General features: G+C 64.9%; 20 protein-coding genes, 1 tRNA gene and 2 pseudogenes. 11 read left to right on the forward strand and 12 right to left on the reverse strand.

Translation table 11 applies throughout. The features are described 5' to 3' along the window. A pseudogene (locus EOA79_RS07370) lies at nt 1-2060 on the reverse strand (PAS domain-containing sensor histidine kinase); the annotation flags it as partial. Between the two features lie 246 nt (nt 2061-2306). Here EOA79_RS07370 and EOA79_RS07375 point away from each other — a divergent pair. Together EOA79_RS07375 and EOA79_RS07380 are read left to right on the forward strand one after the other, a co-directional pair. Beyond that, nucleotides 2307-2765: a phasin gene (locus EOA79_RS07375; protein ID WP_066989279.1), complete on the forward strand. Its 459-nt coding sequence runs from the start codon at nt 2307-2309 to the stop codon at nt 2763-2765. Between the two features lie 342 nt (nt 2766-3107). Beyond that, nucleotides 3108-3184, forward strand: a tRNA-His gene (locus EOA79_RS07380). Between the two features lie 112 nt (nt 3185-3296). Here EOA79_RS07380 and EOA79_RS07385 read toward each other — a convergent pair. Continuing rightward, a pseudogene (locus tag EOA79_RS07385) lies at nt 3297-3570 on the reverse strand (ABC transporter ATP-binding protein); the annotation flags it as partial. 484 nt (nt 3571-4054) lie between these two features. On the opposite strand from EOA79_RS07385, the gene EOA79_RS07390 reads away from it, so the two are divergent. Continuing rightward, a complete protein-coding gene (locus EOA79_RS07390; RefSeq protein WP_067327302.1) occupies nt 4055-4309 on the forward strand; it encodes a DUF768 domain-containing protein in 255 nt (84 codons plus the stop codon). Between the two features lie 44 nt (nt 4310-4353). Here the strand turns inward: EOA79_RS07390 and EOA79_RS07395 are convergent, their stop codons facing one another. Together EOA79_RS07395 and xseA are read right to left on the reverse strand one after the other, a co-directional pair. After that, nucleotides 4354-5472: a P1 family peptidase gene (locus EOA79_RS07395; protein ID WP_127335802.1), complete on the reverse strand. Its 1119-nt coding sequence runs from the start codon at nt 5470-5472 to the stop codon at nt 4354-4356. A 1-nt stretch (nt 5473) separates the two neighbouring features. After that, nucleotides 5474-7039: an exodeoxyribonuclease VII large subunit gene (gene xseA / locus EOA79_RS07400; protein WP_095801092.1), complete on the reverse strand. Its 1566-nt coding sequence runs from the start codon at nt 7037-7039 to the stop codon at nt 5474-5476. Between the two features lie 121 nt (nt 7040-7160). Here xseA and EOA79_RS07405 point away from each other — a divergent pair, with 121 nt between their 5' ends. Beyond that, nucleotides 7161-9389, forward strand: coding sequence for an EAL domain-containing protein (locus EOA79_RS07405; protein WP_095825792.1), 2229 nt, complete (start codon nt 7161-7163; stop codon nt 9387-9389). Between the two features lie 4 nt (nt 9390-9393). Here the strand turns inward: EOA79_RS07405 and EOA79_RS07410 are convergent, their stop codons facing one another. Beyond that, nucleotides 9394-10350: a LysR substrate-binding domain-containing protein gene (locus EOA79_RS07410; RefSeq protein ID WP_066989268.1), complete on the reverse strand. Its 957-nt coding sequence runs from the start codon at nt 10348-10350 to the stop codon at nt 9394-9396. A gap of 235 nt (nt 10351-10585) precedes the next feature. On the opposite strand from EOA79_RS07410, the gene EOA79_RS07415 reads away from it, so the two are divergent. Further along, nucleotides 10586-10876 (forward strand): DUF1127 domain-containing protein, encoded by a 291-nt coding sequence (locus EOA79_RS07415; RefSeq protein WP_095801090.1) that lies wholly within the window; start codon nt 10586-10588, stop codon nt 10874-10876. A 164-nt stretch (nt 10877-11040) separates the two neighbouring features. On the opposite strand, the gene EOA79_RS07420 is transcribed toward EOA79_RS07415, so the two are convergent. From EOA79_RS07420 to EOA79_RS07435, 4 genes are all read right to left on the reverse strand, one after another. After that, entirely contained in the window at nt 11041-11925 is an 885-nt protein-coding gene (locus EOA79_RS07420) for a DUF937 domain-containing protein (RefSeq protein ID WP_095825791.1), read from the reverse strand. A gap of 100 nt (nt 11926-12025) precedes the next feature. Continuing rightward, a complete protein-coding gene (locus EOA79_RS07425; protein ID WP_128292950.1) occupies nt 12026-13399 on the reverse strand; it encodes a glutamate--cysteine ligase in 1374 nt (457 codons plus the stop codon). A 105-nt stretch (nt 13400-13504) separates the two neighbouring features. Beyond that, complete coding sequence (locus tag EOA79_RS07430) at nt 13505-14239, reverse strand: 16S rRNA (uracil(1498)-N(3))-methyltransferase (protein ID WP_095825789.1); 735 nt, start codon at nt 14237-14239, stop codon at nt 13505-13507. A gap of 31 nt (nt 14240-14270) precedes the next feature. Continuing rightward, nucleotides 14271-14918: a hypothetical protein gene (locus EOA79_RS07435; protein WP_095825788.1), complete on the reverse strand. Its 648-nt coding sequence runs from the start codon at nt 14916-14918 to the stop codon at nt 14271-14273. An 88-nt stretch (nt 14919-15006) separates the two neighbouring features. On the opposite strand from EOA79_RS07435, the gene EOA79_RS07440 reads away from it, so the two are divergent. Together EOA79_RS07440 and EOA79_RS34065 are read left to right on the forward strand one after the other, a co-directional pair. Further along, a complete protein-coding gene (locus EOA79_RS07440; protein WP_095801085.1) occupies nt 15007-15705 on the forward strand; it encodes a type 1 glutamine amidotransferase in 699 nt (232 codons plus the stop codon). A gap of 288 nt (nt 15706-15993) precedes the next feature. Further along, nucleotides 15994-16125: a hypothetical protein gene (locus EOA79_RS34065; RefSeq protein WP_275955501.1), complete on the forward strand. Its 132-nt coding sequence runs from the start codon at nt 15994-15996 to the stop codon at nt 16123-16125. A gap of 46 nt (nt 16126-16171) precedes the next feature. Here EOA79_RS34065 and EOA79_RS07450 read toward each other — a convergent pair whose 3' ends face one another. Genes EOA79_RS07450 through EOA79_RS07460 form a run of 3 tightly spaced genes read right to left on the reverse strand, consistent with a single transcriptional unit; the run spans nt 16172 to nt 18971 of the window. Next, entirely contained in the window at nt 16172-16948 is a 777-nt protein-coding gene (locus EOA79_RS07450) for a metallophosphoesterase family protein (RefSeq protein WP_067327338.1), read from the reverse strand. A 59-nt stretch (nt 16949-17007) separates the two neighbouring features. Beyond that, the gene (locus EOA79_RS07455) at nt 17008-18144 is read right to left on the reverse strand and encodes an alpha-hydroxy acid oxidase (RefSeq protein ID WP_095825787.1); all 1137 of its coding nucleotides are present in this window, start codon (nt 18142-18144) and stop codon (nt 17008-17010) included. Between the two features lie 23 nt (nt 18145-18167). Then, entirely contained in the window at nt 18168-18971 is an 804-nt protein-coding gene (locus EOA79_RS07460; RefSeq protein WP_067327345.1) for an FCD domain-containing protein, read from the reverse strand. Nucleotides 18972-19179: 208 nt separating this feature from the next. On the opposite strand from EOA79_RS07460, the gene EOA79_RS07465 reads away from it, so the two are divergent. From EOA79_RS07465 to EOA79_RS07480, 4 genes are all read left to right on the forward strand, one after another. After that, nucleotides 19180-20496, forward strand: a complete 1317-nt coding sequence (locus EOA79_RS07465) for a DUF3422 family protein (RefSeq protein ID WP_067327348.1) — start codon at nt 19180-19182, stop codon at nt 20494-20496. 286 nt (nt 20497-20782) lie between these two features. Continuing rightward, a complete protein-coding gene (locus tag EOA79_RS07470; protein WP_095825786.1) occupies nt 20783-22279 on the forward strand; it encodes an FAD-linked oxidase C-terminal domain-containing protein in 1497 nt (498 codons plus the stop codon). 64 nt (nt 22280-22343) lie between these two features. After that, entirely contained in the window at nt 22344-23600 is a 1257-nt protein-coding gene (locus tag EOA79_RS07475) for an FAD-binding protein (protein ID WP_095825785.1), read from the forward strand. After that, a complete protein-coding gene (locus tag EOA79_RS07480) occupies nt 23597-23986 on the forward strand; it encodes a DUF4870 domain-containing protein (RefSeq protein WP_067327357.1) in 390 nt (129 codons plus the stop codon). The genes EOA79_RS07475 and EOA79_RS07480 overlap by 4 nt, the downstream gene beginning before the upstream one ends. Nucleotides 23987-24010 lie beyond the last annotated feature (24 nt).

A 24010-nucleotide genomic window follows, 5' to 3' on the forward strand; every position in this document is an offset into this window, starting at 1 on the left:
CGCCCGGCATAGTTGAGCAGCGACCCGGAGGCGGCGGGCGTTTCGTCTTTCCCAGCGGCTGCCTCGGGAACATCGAGGCCATCGAGCCGAGCCAGATCCTTCTGATCTTCCGCCTCGGTCTCCGCTTCGGCCGTACCAATGGCCTCGTTGCCTTCCGGTATGGCCGGCTCAGGCGAGGTCGCGTCAGTCGCGTTCAGATCGGAGTGGTCGGTCTTCCTCTCACCGGCCAACGGTTGTTCGGCCGTGGGAGCAGCCTTGTCGGCGGTTGCAGCCGCATCTGATTGCTTTTGAGCACCCGCGGTTGCGCCGCTTGGCGGCTCGGCCGGTCCCGAACTGTCCTTCCGCAGCCGCTCGCCGATCTCGCGAAAGGCGCTGCGCTCGAGGATCGACAGCCCTTTCTCACTCGCCGGCCTGTCATTTCCCGGCTGCTTGTCGTTGGCCGGCTGCCTGTGCTCGGCCAGCCGGATCACCTTGTCGGCATAGCGGCGCTCCGGCTTGGGCACGATGGTCAGCGCCGGCACTTCGCCCAGGAACGGGTCGGCAGGTTTCGCCGGCTCGGCCGCGGGTTGCCCGGCGGCAGGTTCGGGTTCTGTCGGAGCGGCGCCATTGGGCACCAGCGCAATGCCGAGCGCTTCCGGGTCGACAACGGCGTCGGCGCTGCGCGCGACGCCGAAGCCGCGGAAGCCTTCGAAGGCGCGGCTGCGGCCATAGACCGGCAGCGCCGCAAGATCGACGGGGATCTTCAGGTCCGTGCCCGCCACCGGCCACAGCACCGAGCGTCCCGACCAGGTATCGCGCCGCTCGAGCAGAGTGGCGATCTCGCCCGATGCGTCGAGGCCGAAAGTCGTCGCGACATCCCTGAAGCGGCGACCGATCACATCGGCGGCGGGTTTGCCGACGATATCGGCGAATTCCGGCGACAGCGCGCTGAACTTGCCTTCGGCGTCGGTCCGCCAGACGAAACGCAGCGGCGGCGCCGAACGGTCGATTTTGCGCGCCGCGCTCGGCTCGGCCGCCGCCGTTCCGGCGGTGTGCTGCCGGCTTCCGGCCGCGACCTCCGCCGGTCCGATCTGTGGCGGCCTCTCCGGCCCCTTCACGTCGTCGCCGCCGGCATTGAAATACCAATGGTCATGCTGCGCCGGGCCGGCACCGCCTGCCAGCGCAGCATCCGGCGCGTGGTCGGCCGTGGCCGCGGTCCCTTGCGTTGGCTGGGCGTCATCCGTGGCCGCTGCCGGGACCGCGTCTGCCTTTTCGCCCTTTGCCGCGGCCGGAGACTGGGTATTGTTCTCTCGGCTCGGCTCGGCGATGACTGTGGTGTTTTTGTCTTCGGAGACGGTGGGCGCGCCTTCCGGCGCTGCCGACTTACCGGCGTCGGGCTGGTCGTTCCGCTCGCCGTCGAGCTGGTCTTCGTCGATCACCACCAGGAGATGGCGCGCGTCGGTCAAGCGCGCAAGCCCGGCCGGGTACGAGGTGCTTGCGCCGGGAACAAGCCGCTTGACGATGCGGTCTCCAGCACTTGCCACGTCCGCGACCAGGGCAGCGAGCGTCTCCGGCCTGATGCCGAGCGCGGCAAATCCCTCCGAAGCCGCCTCGACATGGCCTTGGGCGTCGACGAAGGCGATGAAATGTCCGGCCTCGGTGAAGCCGCCAATGGCGCGGCTGGCTATTTCGGCGGCGCCGCGCGAGCCGGTCTGCGCCGCGGGCATCGCCAGCATGATCGCCTTTTCGCCGTCCGGCATCGTTACCGCGCTGGCGAGCAAGCCGACGGCGCGGCTGACCATGCCGGTCGCCAGCCGCACGGTGACGGCGCGGTCGCTGCCGATATCCGGAAAGCCGCTGGTCGCCATGATCTGCCGCCTGGCAATTAGCGGCAGCCGCGCGGAAGCGCCGATGATTGCTTCGATTTCCGGATAGCCGAATACCGCGGCACCTGGCCCGTTGGCCCAGATCACCTGCTCGAGATCGGCCGACAGTATGGCAAGCGCGTCGCCGGCGGCGAAGCGCTGGCGCACCGCGTCGAGCACGGCGACGTCGAGGAAGGAGTAGTTTTCAGGCGGCATGCGCTGGCAGACCTTCCAGGCGGGCTTTTTGAGTTAACGCTTTGTTAATAAAAGCGTACGGGACCAAGGTCCACAAGCCATGCCGTGTATCGGCCGAAATCTCTGGGCTCTTGGTTAATGGCGGGGCGATTTTTTATGGTGCAGTGCAACAAAGATATTGCAATGCACAAAACTTGCCTTTATATTGCCATCATACATGAACGAGACGGCTTTCCGTCAAAGCCGCTGCCCTTGAAAGGTTGGAAAATGTCCAAGACTGCCAAGACCGAGACCATCGAGAACGTTGAATTCCCGAGCTTTGACGCTTCCAAAGCCACCGACCAGATCCGCGCCTTCGCCGAGAAGGGCGTCGAGCAGTCGAAAGAGGCCTACACCAAACTGAAGAACGGCGCCGAGGAGACCCAGAAGGTTCTGGAGTCGACCTACGAGACCGCCAAGACCGTTTCCGGCGATGTCTCGCTGAAGACCATTGCCATCCTTCGCGCCAATGCCGAGGCCAGCTTCTCGCACCTTGAAGCCCTGGTCGGCGCCAAGACGCTGTCGGAAGTCGTCGAGCTGCAGACTGCCTTCCTGCGCAAGCGCGCTGAGATGGCCGTCGAGCAGGCCAAGGACTTTCAGGCCGTCGCCTCCAAGGCTGTCGAGGACGTCTCGAAGCCGGTGAAAACCGCTTTCGAGAAGGCGTTCAAGGACATCAAGGCGGCCTGATTTCAGGCGCAACTCAACGATGCATCAAAACGTCGCATTTCGTCAGACAAATAGATGTGCGATGAATTGATGAGATGAATACCCGGAGTGTGAAACCTCCTCCCTTTGCTCTCCGGGGTGACCAGCCAGCTCCTCCTCCCGCTGGCTCGTAACAGGAAAAGGCCGGCACCTCCTCCCGCCGGCCTTTTCTTTGCCCAATCAGGACTGCGCGGGTTCGTTCATCGGATCTTTGCCTCATCAAAGGCCTTGAATTAGACTCCGATAATCCGTATTGGACGCATCGCCGACGACGGAGCGGACACGGGGAATGATTTTCTCCTCGGATTGCGCTCAGGCGGATGTGCCGTTGTAGCTCAGTTGGTTAGAGCACCAGATTGTGGATCTGGGGGTCGCTGGTTCGAGCCCAGCCAACGGTACCATCGATTTCCTGGCGGTCACGTCGGTTTTCCGGCCGCCGCGTCCCATTCCTCTATTGGGTGACGAAGCATCGCCGGGCGACGAAGGGCAGCTCAGGCTGAGCAGCCCGCGCACCTCGCAGAAGACCAGGCGCAGCTCATAGCCGGTCTGATGGCCGACGGCCTCGTTCTGCGCCATCGTGAAAGACCTGCACGACACTGACTGCAAGCAGTGTCAGGGCCGTGTTCGGAAGCGCCTGTTCGGCAGCCGTCCCGCCGCCCGCAACCATCACGCCCTGCGCCTGGTCGATGGCGCGCCGCAACGAATGTGGAATGAGAAGCTGCAGCGTCGCGGCAACGAAAGTCGAGGCGATGGTCATCGCCACCTGCCAAGTATTGCGCAGCGTCATGCCCAGATGCGCAGCAGGGGTGCCGAGACCTTTCCCCGAAGGCTGTCCGCCACCTGCCTGACGCGGCGGAAAGAAGCAGGCACGACGATCAGAGTCGACATTGTATGGGGATATCACTATATAGCGGCGGCTTTCGGTTTCTCGCACCTTGGCTGCGCCTGCGAGATCGCCGTAAATGCGTGGTGTTGTGACGGAAATCGGTCTGAAAAACCGGAAGAAAGCAAGTAAAAACAACAGAACGGATCTTTGACGGTCCTGGCCAAAGCATCATCCTCAACAATCTGAACGTGTCCCTCGAACCTTTCCAGTCCTTCGGCTCCGCGGACCCTGGGCAAGACATCTTGTCCCATGGGCAAGGCATCTTGTCCCATTGGCAAGACGTCTTGCCGGAAGGGGCCGACTCGGCTCGAATGGGCCTGCGTCCCGTGGCGGGACGCGAGCGTTCATGACTACCAAACCGGCATTGCCGCTAGGGAAAAGCAGTATGAGTGAACATGCGATCGAGTTCTTGCGCGGATGGATTGGCGAAAAGGTCCAATGCCAGCATTCGCCGGTGAAGATCGACGAGCAGGCCGAAACTCTCGCCAAGGAGTGCTGCGCCAAAGCCGCCGAGGAAGGCATCCTTCTGGAAGACATCCAGGAAGAGGTCGGCGACATCCAGGAACTGATCGCTTCGCGCCTTGAGGAAGTCGCCGAGGAGAGCGAGCAACAGACGACGTCGGACAAGCCGTCCGAATAAGATACCGTGCGCGCGGTTTGTCTGACCTCAGCCGGGCGTCCGGCTTAGCCGAAATTGTCCTTCAGCCACGCCTTTGGCAGCGCCGGCACGAAATTGCCGTCGCGCCCGGTCATGTCCTCATTGGCGACGAGCGCGTTGAGGATCGCCTCCTCCACCCCTTGCACCACAGCATCGAAGAACGGGTCGATATCGACATCGGGAATGAACTCCGCGCGGGCGACGCGGCCTGAAGCCGCCAGCGCGGCCTCGCGATTGGCGGTCGAAAAGGCAAGAAAGATATCGCCCGAGCTGTGGTAGCCGTAGCCGCCGGCCAGGGCGATGCCGAGCGGCACGCGCCTGGCGAGGCGCTTCATCTGGTGCGGCAGGAGTGGCGCATCCGTAGCGACGACGGCGATGATCGAGCCCTTTTCGGCACGCGGCGTGCCTTCGCGGATCGCCGGCTCGGTGAGTTCCGGCCCGACGTGCCGGCCGCGAATGGTGAAGTTGCGCCGCTTGCCGAAATTCGCCTGCACGAACACGCCGAGCGTGTAACTTCTGTCTTGCCATTCGACGATGCGCGAGGCGGTGCCTGACCCGGCCTTGAAGCCGAACGAGATCATGCCGGTGCCGCCGCCGACGCTTCCTTCCTCGATCGCGCCGTCCGTCGCGCCGTCGAGCGCCGAGGCGACATGCTCGAAGCTCACATGGTGGCCGTTGATGTCGTTGAGGAAGCCGTCATAGGTCTCCGCCGCCACCGGCAGGCCCCAGGCGCTGTCGAGCGCCGCCGGCAGCACCCGGCTCATCCAACGCAGCGTTCCGTCGCGGGTAAGGCCGCAGGAATGGGTGTTGGTGATGGTAACCGGCAGGTTGAAGGCGCCGGTCTCCTCGATGATATGCGTGCCGGTCAGCTCGCCATTGCCGTTCTGGCTGAACACGCCGGCAAACACCGGCGTCGCCAGTTCGCCGACAGGTCTCGGCAGGATCGCAGTCACGCCGGTGCGCACCGGTCCTATCCCGACTTGCAGCGGGCCCCCGCCGGCAATCAGCGTCGTATAGCCGACCGCGACGCCCGGCACGTCGGTGATGGCGTTGAAGCGGCCGGGCGTGCCGTCCAGTGCGATGTTGAACGAGCGCAGGCGCGGCTTGCCCGACGGCGTGCGCAGATGCGGGTCGCTCCTGCTCATTTCAGAACAACGAGCCCTGGTTGCCCGGCTCCTTGGCCTTGCCCGAGGGCTTGGCGGCCAACTTCGGCCGCGCGCCGCCGCTGGTGGCGATGGCCTCTGCATTGCCGTCGGCGAACTCCAGCTGCAGCGCCGCACCCGGCGCCAGCTCCGCGACGCGCTTGACGACGGTCCCATCGGCGTCCTTGACCAGCGCGAAGCCGCGCGCCAGCACGGCCTTGTGCGACAGCGTGGTGAGCAGCCGGTCGGCCTGGGTAAGAGCGGCACGCAGGCGGTCAAGCCGCCGCGCCATCGCCTGCTCTTGGCGGCGGGTCAGTCCGGCCAGCGTGTCGGCCTGCAGCTTCTGGCGCCTGACGACCGGCGCCGGCGACAGCCTTGCCGAGTTGCGCTGAAAGCGCGCCCGGCTTTGCCGAACGACTGCGAAGAACGCGGCCCGCGCGCGGGCGATGTCGCGGCCTGTCAGCCTGCGCGTCTCATTGAGGCGGCGCGACAAGGTGGCCGGCGTCAGCCGCTGCCGCTCCAGCCTTGCGCGCTTGCGTTCGATGCTCACCGTCAGCCCGCGGCCGAGCCGGCTCGTCGCTTCGTCGAAGCGCCTGCGCGGCAACGCCAGCAGCTGGTCGGGTGAGGGGAGAGCCCGCGCCGCGGCGCGCACCGCCTGGCGCTTGCGATCCAGGTGCCGCGAGGTGCAGGCACTAAGCCGCGCGCCGAGATTTGCCAGTGTCGCTTCGAGCTCCGCCTTGACCGGCACTGCCATCTCGGCGGCGCCCGTCGGCGTCGGCGCCCGCATGTCGGCGACGAAATCGACCAACGTCCAATCGGTCTCGTGTCCGACGGCCGAGATGATCGGAATGCGCGAGGCGGCGACGGCGCGCGCCAGCCCTTCGTCGTTGAAACCCCAAAGGTCCTCGAGGCTGCCGCCGCCGCGCGCCACGATCAGGAGATCGGGCTGGCGGATTGCGCCGTCCCAGGTCAGTGCGTTGAAGCCGTTGACGGCTGCGGTCACTTCCTTTGCGGTCGTGTCGCCCTGGACCCGGACCGGCCACACCAGCACAGTGAGCGGAAAACGGTCCTTGATGCGATGGATGATGTCGCGGATCACCGAGCCCGTGGGCGAGGTGATGACGCCGATGACGCGCGGCATGAATGGCAGCCGCCGCTTGCGGCCGGCATCGAACAGGCCTTCGGCCTGCAGCCGCCGCTTGCGCTCTTCCAGCAGCGCCATCAGCGCGCCGGCGCCGGCCGGCTCCAGATTGTCGATGACGATCTGGTAGTTGGATTTTCCGGGATAGGTCGTCAGCCTGCCGCTGGCGATCACTTCCATCCCTTCCTCCGGGCGGAATTTCAGCCGCGCCATCGTGGTCTTCCAGACCACGGCCTCGATCCGCGCACGGTCGTCCTTCAGCGCGAAATAGGCGTGTCCGGAGGAATGCGGGCCGCGGTAGCCGGAAATCTCGCCGCGCACCCGCACATTGCCGAAAGCATCCTCGACCGTGCGCTTCAACGCGCCGGAAATCTCGCTCACCGTATATTCGGTGGCATTGCTGCGTGATTCGGTTGCTGCTTCGCTCATGCTCTGATTGGGGAACGCTTATCGGGCGGCGTCAAGGCAGAGCTGAAATCTCGCCATATTATAACGCGATCTTAAGCCCGATTTGCTTTGACTGGCGGTAGCAAGAGCCAGCCGGAAACACATGAGCGCAACCGCCAACACCAGACCTTTGACGCATCAGGTGACGCTGACCGTGCTGACGTTGGCCGTCTTCGCGCTGGCCATGGTCGTCGGCTTCGGCATCTACGCGGCGGCTCAGGCTGACAACGCCTCGCTCGAACGGCAGAAGATATTCATCGACGAGGGTTTGAAGGACCAGATTGCGTCTGTTCAGCGTGAGCAGGAAAGCGTTGCGGTCTGGGACGACGCGGTCGCCAATGTCAGGGCCGGCAATTGGACCTGGATCGAGGAGAACCTCAGCGTCTGGATGTATACCTATTACGGTCACAACCGGGTCTACATTCTCGATGCCGCCAATCGTCCGGTCCATGCCATGCAGGAAGGTAAGGTGGTCGATGCGTCCGCCTATGGCGATGACGAGCCTGCCTTGCAGCCATCCATCGAGAAGCTGCGCCGCATGCTGGCTGAGCCACAGAAGGCGGACGCTTCCGGCCAGCCGGCCAAGATGGTCGCGGAGGACCTTGTGTCGCTCCAGGGAAAACCGGCGATCCTGAGCGTCATGGCGCTGGTGCCGAGTACGGACCGGGTCACGCAGGCGCCCGGCACCGAATATCTGCACGTTTCGGTGGAGTTCATCAACGACGCGGTCATCGGCAAGATCGCCAAAAAATATCTGCTCGACGGCGCGCGTCTCGTGCCGCTGTCGCAATCGGTCGGAGCCGCTGCGGTGCCTCTGGTCGATTCCCGCGGTATCATCCTCGGTTATGTCGGCTGGGACCAGGAACGGCCAGGTCTCACGCTGGTGCGCAAGATGGCCCCGGCGCTGGTCTTGGCGCTGCTTGTCGCGGCCGGCGTTCTGGCGTTTCTGCTGCGCAGGCTCCGCCGCGCCTCGTCCGCGCTGCAGACAAGCCAGGACGAGGCGCAATATCTCGCTTTCCACGACACGCTCACCGGCCTGCCCAACCGGGCTTTGTTCGAGGACCGCTTGCGGCGGGCCCTGCTCAAGGCCAGCCAGGATATCGCGGTTCACGACATGGGAAGGGCGGCGCTGCTTTACCTCGATCTCGACCGCTTCAAGCACATCAATGACACGCTCGGCCATCCGGCGGGCGATGAGCTTGTGCGTCAGACAGCGGCCAGGCTCCAGCACACCGTTCGCGAGGTGGACACCGTGGCGCGGCTGGGCGGCGACGAGTTCGCGCTGATCCTCGTCGACATCCGCGATATCCGTGCCGCCGAGGATATCGCCGAGCGGCTGCTGCAGAAGTTGCAGGAACCGTTCAAGCTCATGGAAGATCAGGTCTTCGTCAGCGCCTCGATCGGCATCGCGCTATCGGACGGCGTCGAAACGGATGCCGACGATCTGCTGCGCAAGGCCGACATCGCGCTTTACGAAGCCAAGAAGAACGGCCGGGGCCGGCACCAGGTCTTCGCCGGCGACATGGACGACCTGCTCTTGCGCAAGCGCACAGTCGAGACCGAGCTTCGCAAGGCTCTCGACGGCGGCACCGGCATCGGGCTCGCCTACCAGCCGGTGTTCGCGGCGAACGGCAAGACGATGCTCGGCGCGGAGGCGCTGATCCGCTGGGGGCATGATGTGCATGGCGCATTGCCGGCGGCGCAATTCATCGCCATCGCCGAGGAGCGCGGCATGATCGGCCAACTCGGCGCGTGGGTGCTGCAGGAGGCCTGCCGTTTCGCCGTGCGAACCGACCTGCCGTGGCTCGCCGTTAACGTATCGCCGCTGCAGTTGCGCGACGCCGGCTTTCCCGAACAGGTCGCGTCGATCCTTGCCGACACCGGGCTGGCGCCGCAGCGCCTGCAGTTCGAGATCACCGAAAGCGTGCTTCTGGACAACAGCGATGCTTCGAGGGCGGCTCTGACCACCTTGCGCCAGTTGGGCGTCGGCATCGTTCTGGACGATTTCGGGACCGGCTATTCATCGCTCAGCTACTTGCGTCGCCACGCCATCGACAAGCTCAAGATAGACCGCTCCTTCGTGCGGCTTCTCGATGGCGACGGCAACTCGGCCGCGATCGTCAAGGCCCTGATCGATCTTGCCATGGCGCTCGGGGTCGACGTCACCGCCGAGGGCGTGGAGACCGAGGCGCAGAAGATGTTGCTGGTCGCAATGGGCTGCCGGCAACTCCAGGGCTATTTCTTGTCGCCGCCGCTTGAGCCGGTCCAACTGCTCGGCCTTTCCGGTCTAGCTTCGCCGGACGAGATTCAGCCGGCCGCCGCTCGCGCCTGAACCCCTACCATCCAGGCAGGATCTGGTTTGCCTTGGTCCGCTTCATCTTGGCGAAGGCGAGTGCCGCGAAGTCGAAGCTTCCCGTCTCTTCGCTGACCGGCACGGAAATATTGTCCAGGCTTTCCGCGATATGGCGGGCCAGAGCATCGACGATCTCCGGCTGCGAGGTCTGGCCGCGCATGATGCCGATGCGGCAATCCGGCAGCGCGTCGAACCCGTCGGCCTCGCCGAGCACGCGCATGCCGGGCCTGAGCGCGCATTCCGGCAGCACCGAGATGGCGAGGCCGGAAAGCACGGCGGCGGTGATCACGGTCGCCGAGAAGCTGGAGAAGAGCACGCGGTATTCGCGGTTCTGCCGGTCGAGCACGTCGACCGCCGCGCGCCGCCAGATGCAGTTCGGCCGGCCGAACGCCATCGGCAGGATTTCCTGCTCATGCGTGGCATGATTGGCCGAGGTGACCCATAGAAGCGGCTCGCGCCGCACCACCTCCGACTGGCCGCGCGTGTCGTTGTGCGTCACCAGCGCGAGGTCGAGATTGCCGCGCTTGATGTGCTCGACCAGGCCCGGCGTCGGCTCGCAGATGACGGTGAGTTCCACACGCGGGTTGGAGCGCGAGAAGCGCGCCATGATCTCGGGCAGGAAGCGGTCCGCATAGTCATCCGGCGTGCCGATCCGTATCGTGCCTTCGAGCCGCTGGTCGTCGAAGGCCGCCAAAGTCTCGCGGTTGAGGTAGATCAGCCGCCTTGCATAGGAAAGCAGCCTGTCGCCTTCCTCGGTCAGCTTGTTGGTGCGACCATCCTTTTCGAACAGCGGCTTGCCGATCCGCTCCTCAAGACGGCGCATCTGCATCGACACCGCAGACTGTGTCCGGTGCACCTCCTCGGCAGCCCGCGTGAAGCTGCCGGTGTCGGCAATCGAGATGAAGGTCTGCAACTGATCGAGATCGAGCGGCGCTTTCATCGGTCCAATCCATCATTCGTGTTGATGCTAAAGATTAGAAACATTCGTTGGATTAATCAATCGCGGCGTGGCAAATTGCCATTGTCCACATGAAGGCACAGCATGTCGCCCAAAAGTGGCCCCCGTGTTGGGGGCAACGACATGCGTCACGTTAACTGTATCGAGACCGCAACGGCGCTCCTCCCAGGCGCCGATTGCATGGTTTCGTCTGCACGACTCCGAAGGAGAGACTGACATGACCACGATCGAATTCGCCTCCGAGACCCCGCGCATCACCACGCGTCCGGCCGTTGCGACCCGCGTGCTCAATGCGGTCGCCGATGCCTTCCGCGCCTGGAAAAACCGCCGCGCCTTTTATCGCCTTGGCGAGATGTCGGATGCCGAGCTTGCCGACATCGGCCTGACCCGCGCCGACCTCCACGTCGCCGTCAGCGTGCCTTTCGGCCGCGATCCGACGGTGAAGCTGCGCGCAATCGCAGAAGAGCGCGTCGATATGATCGAGGACCTCGCCCGCAAGGTCGCCTGAGCGGCTTCGCCGGCTGCGTTTGCGCTCGCGCTGAACCTTTCGAGGGCTCGGCGCGACCAAGTTTCATGCAGGCTCCCACACTCCCTGCCGGTTCCCCGCCGGCCTGCCTGCACATTGCCCGGTTCCCCTCCAGGACCGGGCATTTTTCTTTTGATTTGAGCGCCCTACCGTCGGTCCATCCCGCGCTTGAACTGGTCGAAGATCGTCTCCATGCCCTTCTGATATTCCTCGCGCTGCTGCGCGCCGGTCTCGAACATCCTGCCGAAGATGTCGTCGAATGGATTTCTCGGCCGGCCGCTCGGATTGGTTTGCGGCTGCGGCTGGGATTGCTGCGGCGCCTGCTCTCCGTCTGGCGTGTCGAAACCGCCGCCTTGCCGCAGCATTTCCTCGAACATCTTGCCCAGCGGATTGTCGCCGTAAGGGTTCGGCGCCTGCTGCGGTTGGCTTTGCGGCTGTTGGGCGCCGCCGCCGAACATGTCTTGCAGCACCTTGCCGAGCGGATTGTCGCCATAGGGATTTGGCGCCGGCTGCGGGGCCTGTGCGCCGCCTCCCGCCTGCCGCATCATCTCCTCGATGATCTCGCCGAAAGGATTGCCGCCGCCACGGAAGCCGCCGGCGGCCTGCATCTGGCTGTTGGTCTGCTTGAACAATCCGCCCATCATCATCGACGCCATCGCCGGCAGCATCTGCTGCAGCACCTGCTGGCTAAGGCCGGTCGCCTGAGCGGCCTGGGCTGCAACAGCGCGTGACAGGTCCTTCGAGCCGAACAGATGGCCGAGAATGCCGTTGCCTTCATCGATGCCTTGCGGCGTGAAGGCCCGGGTTGCGTCCTCGAAATACTTGGCGTGCTGGCCGCTCGCCATCGCCGTCATGAAAGCACCCATTCCATAGGGATCGGCGGTGTTGCGCTGAAGCCCCTGTGAGAAGGCCGGCAGCAGCGCCTGCACCGCGGCCTGCGCCTGCTGCATCGAAAGGCCAAACTGCTGGGCCAGCGCCTGCATGCCGGCGCCGTTCTGGGCTTGCAAAAAAATATCGAACAGGGAAGGCATGAGATCTCCTCGGCAATATCCTCACGGAGGAGCCTATTGCGTTTCCATCACCGATTGAAGCAGCTTTTGCCGAGCCACGGCTCAGGTGGCCGGCGAACGGTCAGTAGGCATATTCCATGAACACCGGCTCGATCGAGCCGCCCCAGCGCGTGTGATATGCCGAAAGCATCTCCTCGGCGCTGGTGGTGCCGCGCGCCACGACCTCGTCGAGCGTGTTGAGGAACGAGGTCTCGTCATAGCCGTCGCGGTTCTTCTTGGCGCGGTTCTTCAGACCCGTGCGGGCGATGGCCAGCACGTCGCGGGCAACCTCGCGCAAGGTGGCGTTGCGGAATGGCGCCGAAATCCCGTGCTCCGGCACGGCGTTGCGCATCGCCAGCGCTTCTTCGTAGGTCCAGCTCGAGGTCAGCGTCTCCGCGGCGTCGAGTGCCTGCTCGTCATAGAGCAGGCCGACCCAGAAAGCCGGCAGCGCGCAGATGCGCCGCCACGGTCCGCCGTCGGCGCCCCGCATCTCGAGGAAGCGCTTCAGCCGCACATCGGGGAAGAGGGTGGAGAGGTGGTTCGCCCAGTCGCCCATCGTCGGCAGGCCGTCGGGCACTTGCGTGCGCGCGGCACCCGCCATGAACTGGCGGAAGGTGTAGCGCGTCATGTCGTGATACTGCCCGTCGCGGATGACGAAATACATCGGCACGTCGAGCGCCCATTCGACATAGTCGGCAAAGCCGAAATCCGGCGCGAAGCAGAATTCGAGCATGCCGGAGCGCTGGTTGTCGGTGTCGCGCCAGATGTCGCCGCGCCAGCTCTGCAGCCCGTTCGGCCGGCTCTCGGTGAAGGGCGAATTGGCGAACAGCGCCGTCGACAGCGGCTGCAGCTTCAGCGCCACCTGCATCTTGCGGCGCATGTCGAATTCGCTTTCGAAGTCGAGATTCACCTGGATCGTGCAGGTGCGATACATCATGTCGAGGCCCTTGGAGCCGACCTTCGGCATGTAGCGAGTCATGATCTCGTAGCGTGACTTCGGCATTTTCGGCGTTTCGGCAAGCGACCATTTTGGGCTGCCGCCGAGGCCGAGGAAGCGGATGCCGAGCGGCTCGGCGATCTCGCGCACCTGCGCCAGATGCGCGTTGCCCTCGCGGCAGGTCTGGTGGATCGTCTCCAGCGGCGCGCCGGAGAGCTCGAACTGCCCGCCCGGCTCCAGCGAGATCGCGCCCTGGCCGGTCGGCTCGACTAGGCCGATGATGCGGCCGGCATCCATGATCGGATCCCAGCCGAGCTTTTCCTGCATGCCTTCCAGGATGGGGCGGATGCCGCGCTCGCCGCCATAGGGCACCGGCGCGTTGCCATCGACATAGAAGGGAAACTTCTCGTGCTCGGTGCCGATCCGCCATTTGTCGCGCGGCTTGTTGCCCGCCGCCAGATAGCCGACGAGTTCGTCGATGCCTTCGATGGGCTGGATATCGGTTGTGTCGCGCGCCATAAGAAAGCCCTCCGCAGCCGTCAGCTAGCCGCCGGGCGCTAGATGGACGAAATGTCAGTAGCCGATCAAGCGAAAAATCCTGAGCCACGCCTCAACTGGATTTGATCACCAGTCGCCGATCGTCGCCTGCATCACCGCGAGCGCCGCGACCGCCGCCGTGTCGGCGCGCAGGATGCGCGGCCCGAGCGGAATGGCGCTGACGAAGGGCAGCGCCCGCAGCATCCTGCGCTCGTCATCGGAAAAGCCGCCCTCCGGCCCCACCAGCAGCGCGAGTTTCTTCTCGCTTACCTTCTGCAAGGCTGGCAGTGGATTGTTGGTCGAGGCATCCTCGTCGCAGAAGATCAGCCGCCGTTCCTTGTCCCAGCCGCCGAGCAGCCGCTCCAGCTTCTCTGCTTCGCACACCTTTGGCACCGCCAGGATGCCGCATTGCTCGGCCGCTTCGACGACATTGGCGCGCAGCCGATCGATGCCAGGCTTGGCCACTTGTGTGTGCTGGGTGATGACCGGTTGCAGGATGCCGGCGCCCATTTCGACCGCTTTCTGCACCAGATAGTCGAGCCGGCCCTGCTTCAGCGGGGCGAAGCAATAGGCGAGGTCGGGCAGCGGCGGCTGCGGCCGCTGCAGGGTAAGCACCTTGAGCCGGACGGCTTTCTTGGTCTTGGCGGCGATCGAAGCCGACCACTCGCCGTCGCGGCTGTTGAAGAGCAGGACCTTCGCGCCTTCGCCGAGCCGCATCACATGCGCGAGATAGTGGCTCTGCTGCTGTCCAGCATCGAATTCGAACCCCGGTCCGAGATCGTCCGGCACGAACAGCCGCTGCATTTTGTAGTTGGCGCGCATGGCCGAGCAATGGGCGAGGCGCGGGTTGTCGTCAAGTATCGGCGGACGGATGCCAGACCGGCGCGTAACCATGTCTCAGCACCGAAACACTTGTGGCAGGCGTGAGCAGTCGCAGCGATCGCCCGGCGAGGCGATTGAACAAGACGGGCTCGGCATAGCCTGCGAAGGACCATTCGAGCGCCTTGCTGGCGCGGAGCGCGTAGGCGGTCTCACCCTCGGCCACGACTGCTCCATCCGGCAAACCGGCGAGTTCGTCCGATGAGACGGTCGGCGGACGCCCACCGGAGGCCAGCCGCTCCTTGTGCAGCCGCTTGTCGACCATCGGCGCGCGCGGTTCGGCAATGCCGAAGACCTTTCCGAAGCGCCGCACGAAATCTCTCGCTTGGTCGCGCCGGCAGTAGAAGCAGGGCCGGTGACCGGCCGCGAGCGCCGTCACCTCGTCGAGAAAGAACAGTTCGGTCCAGCCGGCCTTTCCTCCAGGCCGATTGCGGCCCATCGGCTCGCGTCGCACGCCGCGGAATTGGCAGACGCAGATGATCCAGGCCGGCAGCGCCCAACGCTTCCTCAGAAGCGTTTTAGTCTCGGGGTCATGGACGATACCGCGATTACCGGTGAAGAGGCCGCGCTCGGGCACGGCATGGATGACGCCGAACGGATCGACCCGGTTCTGCAGTGGCATAGCTTTCTCTCCGGCGCGCGGCTTGGCTGAAACCGAGGCGGCATGATATCGCTCCCACCGTCATTTTCATGTCAGCAGGGATTCGGGGATGCGGGTGCTGGTGGTCCAGAACTACGACAATACCGGCCTCGGCCAAGTCGGCGCCGCTCTCGCGGAGGCTGGCGCCGAGCTTGACTTGCGCCGCCCCTACCAAGGCGATCCGCTGCCCCGGGACGCGAACGGTCACGATGCCATGGTGGTTCTGGGCGGGGGGCAGAATGCGCTGGCCGACGACGACTATCCCTATTTTCCCGCCTTGCTCGAATTGACGCGCGATTTCGCCGGCAAGGACCGATCGGTGCTTGGCATCTGCCTCGGCGGCCAGCTCGTCGCCCGCGCCTTTGGCGCCGACAACCACATCGGCGGTGCGGTTGAATTCGGCTGGTGCGGGGTGTCGCTGACGGCCGAAGCCAAGCACGACCCTGTTCTCGGCACCTTGCCGGAAAAGTTCCCGACTTTCCAATGGCACGACGATACGTTCGACCTACCCGAGAAGGCCGTGCGGCTTGCGGGCAATGATGTCGCGGCGAACCAGGCTTTTCGTATTGGCCGCGCCGTCTATGGCTTCCAGTTCCATTTCGAGGCGGATCGCCCGCTGGTGCGCGACTGGAGCACCTCCTTCGCGGCGCTGATCGCCGAGCGCCATCCCGACTGGACCGGCAGGCTCGACTACGAGATGGCTAGCAACGGACCGCACGCCGACGCCGCAGGGCTCGCGATCGCGCGTGCCTGGGTGGCGACGATCTGACCGTCGCACCGCCGCGGAGCGTGACATAATTGGCACGCGGCGGCAGTTCCGCCTGGGGAAAACGCACTTCATTCTTGGTTTGTGTCCGGCCGCCCGCCTAAGAGGGCGCCCTCTGTATCGTCCGTGCAACCGCGATGAACCTGTTGTGTGATCCAAGCGACACACCGGCGATACAGAATCTGCTTAGAAGCGCGAAGTCGTCGAAACATTGAGACGCATTTTATCGTTTCAACGCATTGGTAACCGCCTCGTGCACAGATGCAGAAAGCTCAACCAGAGATGACGTCCGTGAAAGCAGCGCTTTTGTCCTTTGTAATGCTGTCTGCCATCGTCGTGTGCGGCCTCGGCATTTATTCTGCCGACGCTGCAAACAATCACCAGGCCGTCGACGGCTACGGCGTCACCGCCGCGCTTCGCTAGAGCCTGATCCTTCCCGACAAAGGGAAAGCTGATCCCACACTTGGGGTCATGGCCAGAACGCCATTCCCTCGACCGTCAGAATGCGCTTTTCAGCGCCGTCGACGGCAAGTGCGCTGAGCGTTCCCGCCTGCCAGGCGAGCGTGTCGAGATTGACGCGGTTGGCCATCACCTCGACGTCCGGCACCGGCGTATGCCCGTGCACGATCACTTTGGGATACAGCCCCGGGTAATTGTGGAAGACGTCGCGAATCCAGATCAGGTCCTGCTCGTTCTGGCTTTCGAGCGGCACCCCCGGCCGGATGCCGGCATGGCAGAAGAAGAAGTCGCCGAAGCACGCTGAAAAAGACAGCGAGCGCAGGAAGTCGACATGGGCTTGCGGCACTGCTTCGACCAAGGCCGCGTGTCCGTGCGCCAGCGCCTCGTCCGACCTGCCGAACCAGCTGCTGCCGGTCGAGAGCTTCACCCCGTATGACGCCGCCGTCTGGACGCCGCCATAGCGCATGAACAGACCCTCCGGATCGGGTTTGGCAAGGAAATCGAGCATGCCGATGTCATGGTTGCCGGCAAGCATGATGTTGCGGGGATCACGGCTCCGCGCCTCGATTAGGAATTCGATGACGTTCCTCGAGTCCGGTCCGCGGTCGACATAATCGCCGAGATGGATGATGCGCCAATCGGACTTTGGTCCGTACTCCAGATCGCTTGCTATCCGGCTGTGCATGGCGGCGAGCAGGTCATGACGGCCATGCACGTCGCCGATGGCATAGATGCGTATGCCTTTCGGCCCGCGCGCGTCGAGATAGTGGATGCCGGCTTCAGTCAAGGCGACGTCTTCCCGTGTCTGTCATCACGGGAAACTAGGGCGGATCGGTGAATAAGCCCCTAGCGCCGCAGCTGGTCCTTGCCCATGTCGGTTACCAGACGCTTACCGCACAGCGCCAGCGTGATGTCCATCTCCTTGCGGATGATCTCCAGCGCCTTGGTGACGCCCGCCTTGCCCATCGCGCCGAGCCCGTAAAGGAACGGCCGGCCGATATAGGTGCCCCTGGCGCCGAGGCAGAGCGCCTTGAGCACATCCTGACCCGAGCGAATGCCGCCATCCATATGCACCTCGATCCGATCGCCGACCGCGTCGGCGATCTCTTCCAGCACCGAGATCGAGGAGGCGGCGCCGTCGAGCTGCCGCCCGCCATGATTGGACACGATGATCGCGTCGGCTCCCGTCTCGGCCGCCATCAACGCATCCTCCTTGTCGAGGATGCCCTTCAGGATCAGCTTGCCGCCCCAGCGCTCCTGGATCCAGGCGACATCCTTCCAGGACAGCTGCGGGTCGAACTGCTCCGTCGTCCAGGACGACAGCGAAGAAACGTCGCCGACACCCTTGGCGTGGCCGACGATGTTGCGGAAGGTGCGGCGCGGCGTGCCCGCTATCCCCAGGCACCAGCGCGGCTTGAGGGCGAGATCGACAATGTTGGCGAGCGTCATCTTGGGCGGTGCCGACAGCCCGTTGCGCACGTCCTTGTGACGCTGGCCGAGGATCTGCAGGTCAAGCGTCAGCACCAGCGCCGAGCATTTCGCCGCCTTAGCGCGGTCGATGAGATCGACGACGAAATCCTTGTCGCGCAGCACGTAGAGTTGGAACCAGAACGGCTTCTTGGTCACCGAGGCGACATCCTCGATCGAACAGATGCTCATGGTCGAGAGCGTGAACGGCACGCCGAATTCCTCAGCGGCCTGCGCCGCGAGCATCTCGCCGTCGGCATGCTGCATGCCGGTCAGCCCGGTCGGTGCCAACGCCACCGGCATCGCCACCTTCTCACCGATCATGGTCGATTCCAGCGAGCGGTTGCTCATGTCGACCAGCACGCGCTGGCGGAATTTTATCTTGCCGAAGTCCTCCTCGTTGGCGCGGTAGGTGCTCTCCGTCCAGGCGCCGGAATCGGCATAGTCGAAGAACATCTTCGGCACCTTGCGGCGCGCCATGTCCTTGAGGTCGGCGATGGTGAGGATGTCGCTCATGGTAGTCCCCGCGTGATCAGTGCTTAGGAGCGTTTGCGTGTCGGTTCGATGTCGCCGGCTTCCGAGCGCTGCCTGAGCCTCAGCCGTGACACGCGCTGCCAGTCGCCGCTGCGCTCGGCCTCAGCCATGGAGCGCTCGACATAGGTAATGTGGTCCATCGCCGCCTTGCGGGCTGCGGCAGGATCCGCCGCCTTGATCGCGGCGTGGATTGCCCGGTGCTGCTCAAGCAACGCCTCGCGCGCGCCGGGCACGGTGAAGACCAGCAACCGGTTCTGGAACACGCCCTCGGAGAGCAGCCGGTAGCAGGAGCGCAGCGTGTGCAGGAGGATGATGTTGTGCGCGCATTCGCAGACCGCGTGGTGGAATTCGACGTCGATTTCCGCCTCGTCGTCGAAGTCGCCGGTACGGTGCGCCTCGTCCATGCGCGCCATGATGCGGTCGAGCAGCGCCAGATCCTCGGGCGTCGCTCGCCGCGCCGCGTATTCGGCCGCGATTGCCTCGACCTCGCGCCGGTATTCCAGATAGTCGGTCACCGCCTTGCGGTGCATCGAGATCAGATCGGTCACCGGCTTGGTGAAAAGCTGGCCGATGACGTCGGCGACATGCGTGCCGCCGCCCGGTCTGGTGGTCAGCAGCCCGCGTCCTTCCAGCGCCTTCAGCGCGTCGCGCAGGATCGGCCGCGACACGTCGAACTGACGCGCCAGCTCGCGCTCGCCCGGCAGCCGGTCGCCGGTGCGCAGCACGCCCTCGAGGATCAGGCTCTCGATCTGCTGCACCACCTCGTCGGCGGTGCGCGAATGCTCGATCCTGGAGAAGATATCGCTCAATGGAAGCGCGCCTGGAAACGGAATGGATGTCGCGCAGATCTAAGCCTCCGTCGCCAACTGGTCAAATTATTTATCCAATTCGCCGAATCAGGTCGACTCCCCGGCGGCTCTGTGAATCGGCTGCAGCTGAAATTTGCTGTTTACGGCCCCTGCCGATTGCCGCAAGACAACGCGATTGCACGAAGGGTCGAAACCAGGGGGACCAGCCGTGTCGGACGCCAATCTCGAATTCCAGCCGCGTGCCCAGGGCAGCGTCATGGGCTTTCCGGCCCACGAGGGTCGCCCCGGCGCGCTAGGCGAGGTCCATGCTCGTCCGCACCCGCTGGTCGAGAAGCCGCGCGTGCTCATCCAACTCTCCTTCATGACCGAAGGCGGCTCGGCCGTCGACCTTGCCGTGCTGTCGGACCTGTCGCGGCGCTTGGGCATCGCAGCGCCCGAACGCCATGCCCGCCACCATGCCATGAAATGGGGCAAGGGCACCTTGCGCTGGGAACGGCATACGGAGTTCTCGACCTATCTCTGGGAAGGGCCGCTGGCCGAAAGCAGCCGGGGCCAGGAGGATTCGCCCTTCGGCAACGGCTTCTCGCCGCCGGGAACGGTGATTTCCGGCATCCGGCTCGAAATCCGCAAATGGACGCAGGCGAGCGAGAAGCTGATCGCCGGCTTCGATCCGACCAGCCTCTGCTATTCGCTGGTCGAGCGCGGTGCGGCGGCCATCGTCACGGACTTTCGCCAGGATGGCGACGGGCTGACCCGCATGCTGGTGCTCGACCGCGGCCTGACGCCGGCGAGCACCGGCGCCTTGTCGCAACGGCTGATCGACATCGAGACCTACCGGACGCTTGCCATGCTTGGCCTGCCGCTGGCGCTGACGCTGTCTGGCCGCGCCCGCCGCATCGAGGACCGGCTGGCGCAGACGACGCTTGAAATGAAGGCGGCCGAGACCCGCGACAGCCAGACCTTGCTCGCCGACCTCACCGAACTTGCAGCCGAATTGGAGGCCGATGCGGCATCCAGCCTCTACCGTTTCGGCGCCAGCCGCGCCTATGACGGCATCGTCAGCGAGCGCCTGGAGGCGCTGGATGAGGAGTCGGTACAGGGCTACGACACCTGGGCAGGCTTCCTGCAGCGGCGCATGGCGCCGGCGATGCGAACCTGCCGCTCGGTGGAGGAGCGCCAGGCGAACCTCTCGCGAAAACTCACCCGCGCCACCACGTTGCTGCGCACCTGGGTCGATGTCGACGTCGAGAAGCAGAACCGCGACCTGCTGGCCTCGATGAACAATCGCGCCAGGCTGCAGTTGCGCCTGCAGCAGACGGTCGAAGGTCTCTCCGTCGCTGCCGTCTCTTATTATGTCGTCGGCCTCATCGGCTATGTCGCCAAAGGCGCGTCGAGCTTCGGCCATGCCTTCCCGCCGGAAGTCGTCACCGCGGCTTCGGTGCCGGTCGCCATCCTGCTCGTCTGGTGGGGCGTGCGCCGCGTGCGCAGGATGCACTCCGAGCCGGCCAAGCATCCGGGCGAGTAAACTTCCCCTCGACCGGGAGATTTCCCGAAGACAACAGGGGGCCGCGGCGCGAGAAGCTCCAGGATCTTCCTCGACGCCAGACGAGCCGGCGGTTACGTGAGGCGAACCCCTGACCGCTTCGCGGCCATCTCCCCTCGAGGGTCCCTCAAGCGGGCAGAAGCCAGCGGCAGATTGCCGCTGCGAAAGCTCGGCCGTCGTTCGCCATCCGATTTCGACCAAAGCAGCGTTTGCAAGGAATGCTCCCGGCTGGTAAAAGATTTTGACCAGTCGAGTGGAGGAGGCTTCGATGTCCGGCCTTGCCATGCCCAAGCCAGATGCCGGGACGCTGCGCAAGCGCGCCGAGATCGTCGCCGACATGCGCATCATCGTGCCGGGCGAGGGCGTTGTCGACACGGCCACCGAGATGCGCGCCTTCGAGAGCGACGGCCTGACCGCCTACCGCCAACTGCCGCTCGTCGTCGTGCTGCCCGAGACGGTGGCGCAGGTCTCCCGCGTGCTGAAATATTGCAACGAGCGCAACATCCGCGTCGTGCCGCGCGGTTCCGGCACGTCGCTGTCGGGCGGCGCGCTGCCGCTCGAAGATGCCGTGCTTCTGGTGATGAGCCGCTTCAACCGCATCCTCGCGATCGACTATCCGAACCGTGTCGTCGTCGCCCAGCCGGGCGTCACCAATCTCGGCATCACCACCGCCGTCGAGCAGGAGGGCTTTTACTATGCCCCCGATCCATCCTCCCAGATCGCCTGCTCGATCGGCGGCAATGTCGCGGAGAATTCCGGCGGCGTGCACTGCCTAAAATACGGGCTTACCGCCAACAATGTGCTGGGCATCCAGATGGTGCTGATGAATGGCGAGGTGGTGCGGCTCGGCGGCAGCCATCTCGATCAGGAAGGCTATGACCTGCTCGGCGTCATGACCGGCTCGGAAGGCCTGCTCGGCGTCGTTACCGAGGTGACGGTGCGCATCCTGAAGAAGCCGGAGACGGCACGCGCGCTGTTGATCGGCTTTCCGACCAGCGAGCAGGGCGGCCAATGCGTCGCCGACATCATCGGCGCCGGCATCATCCCGGGCGGCATGGAGATGATGGATCGCCCGGCGATCCACGCGGCCGAGGATTTCGTCCATGCCGGCTATCCGCTGGATGTCGAGGCGCTGCTGATCGTCGAGCTCGACGGGCCGAGCGTCGAAGTCGATCACCTGATCGGCTTGGTCGAGGCGATCGCCTACCGCAACGGCTCGACCACCTGCCGCATCTCGCAGTCGGAGCAGGAGCGGCTGGGCTTCTGGGCCGGACGCAAGGCCGCCTTCCCGGCCGTCGGCCGCATCTCGCCCGACTATTACTGCATGGACGGCACCATCCCGCGCAAGCAGCTGCCGCGCGTGCTCGCCGGCATGCGCGATCTCTCCGAAAAATACGGGTTGGGCGTCGCCAATGTCTTCCATGCCGGCGACGGCAACCTGCACCCGCTGATCCTCTACGACGCCAACGTGCCGGGCGAGCTCGACAAGGCCGAGCGTTTCGGCGCCGACATATTGCGGCTGTGTGTCGAGGTCGGCGGCGTGCTCACCGGCGAGCATGGCGTCGGCGTCGAGAAGCGCGACCTGATGCCCGAAATGTTCAACCAAGTCGATCTCGACCAGCAAATGCGCGTCAAATGCGCCTTCGACCCCAGCCACCTGCTTAACCCCGGCAAGGTCTTCCCGCAGCTCCGCCGCTGCGCCGAGCTCGGACGCATGCACGTGCATCGGGGCCAGATGGCGTTTCCGGACATTCCGAGGTTTTGATGGGAACGTCCCAGAACTTGGGTTTCTCTCCCCGCTTCGCGGGGGCGAGGAACCGGAGATTGCAATGACCACCTTCACCCCATCCAGCCCCGCCGAAGTCCTCTCCACCATCCAATGGGCCACCGCGGAGGAAAGCCCGCTCGAAATCCTCGGCCATGGCTCCAAGCGGGGCATTGGCCGGCCGCTGCAGACCGAGCATTGGCTCGACCTGTCGAAGCTCACCGGCGTCACGCTCTACGAGCCGGCCGAGCTGGTGCTTTCGGCACGCGCCGGCACGCCACTCGCCGAAGTCGAAAAGCTGCTTGCCGAGAACGGCCAGCAATTCGCCTTCGAGCCGATGGATTACGGGCCGCTGCTCGGCGGCGAGCCGGGTAAGGGAACGCTGGGCGGCGTGCTGGCTTCCAACCTATCCGGTCCGCGCCGGCTCAAGGCGGGTGCGGCACGCGACCACATTCTCGGCATATCGGCGGTTTCCGGCCGCGGCGAAGCCTTCAAGTCGGGCGGCCGCGTCGTCAAGAACGTCACCGGCTACGACCTTTCCAAGCTGATGGCGGGGAGCTGGGGCACGCTCGCCGCGCTGACCGACGTCACCTTCAAGGTGCTGCCGGCGGCGGAAACGGAGGTGACTTTGGCCATTCGAGGCCTGCTCGACGATGCTGCCGTTGCGGCTATGGCGCTGGCGCTGGGCTCCAGCGCCGAGGTCTCGAGCGCCGCGCACCTGCCCGAGCGGATCGCCGCGCGGGTCGCCGCCGGCCATCTCGGCAGCGATGCCGCGACGCTGCTGCGCGTCGAAGGCTTTGGCCCCTCGGTCGTCTACCGTACCGAGGCATTGCGGAACCTGCTCAGCAAGGCCGGCCCGCTGCAGGAAATTGCCGGCGAAGCGTCGAAGGCGATCTGGCGCGACATCCGCGACTGTGTGCCTTTTGCCGATGGCGGCGCAGGGCCGGTCTGGCGCGTCTCGATGCCGCCGTCTGAGGCGCATCATATGGTGATGGCGCTGCGCATGCAGGCGGCGGTTGACGCCTTTTATGACTGGCAGGGCGGTCTCGCGTGGCTCTCGATGCGCGAGGACGACCCGGACGCGGAACTGCTGCGCGGTCTTCTTCGCAAATATGGCGGCGGCCACGCGACGCTGGCGCGCGCATCTGCCTCGCATCGCGCGGCGCTCCCCGTTTTCGAACCGCAACCGCCGTATCTGGCGGCGCTTTCCGCGCGGGTGAAGGCCGAGTTTGACCCGAAGCACATTCTCAACCCCGGCCGCATGGCGCCTACTTCCAGCTCTGCTACTCTTTCTCTGTCAACGGAGGGAGCAGCACCATGAGCAATGCCAATCCAGGCCCGGGCAGCGGCTCGCGCCAGACCGATCGCTGGCTTGAGCCGGGTCAGACCAACGCGCTGGTCATCTACATTCTCTATCTCGCCAGCCTTGTCGTCGGCGTCACCGGCATTATCGGAATCGTGCTCGCCTACATCAATCGCGGCAAGGCGGGCGGCTATGTCGAAAGCCACTACACATTCCTGATCAGGACGTTCTGGATCGGCCTTCTCTACGCGCTGATCTCGGTGGTCCTGATGATGCTCGCGATCGGCTTCCTGCTGATGTTTGCGGTTGCCGTCTGGTTCATCGTCCGCTGCATTCTCGGCCTGCAGGCGCTGCAGCGTGGCGAGCCGATCAGGGACCCGCAAAGCTGGCTTCTCGGTCAATGAGAGCATGATCCAGCAAAGTGGAAA

It is taken from the genome of Mesorhizobium sp. M1A.F.Ca.IN.020.03.2.1 (assembly GCF_004023205.1).
In the GTDB taxonomy this organism is placed as follows: Bacteria; Pseudomonadota; Alphaproteobacteria; order Rhizobiales; family Rhizobiaceae; genus Mesorhizobium.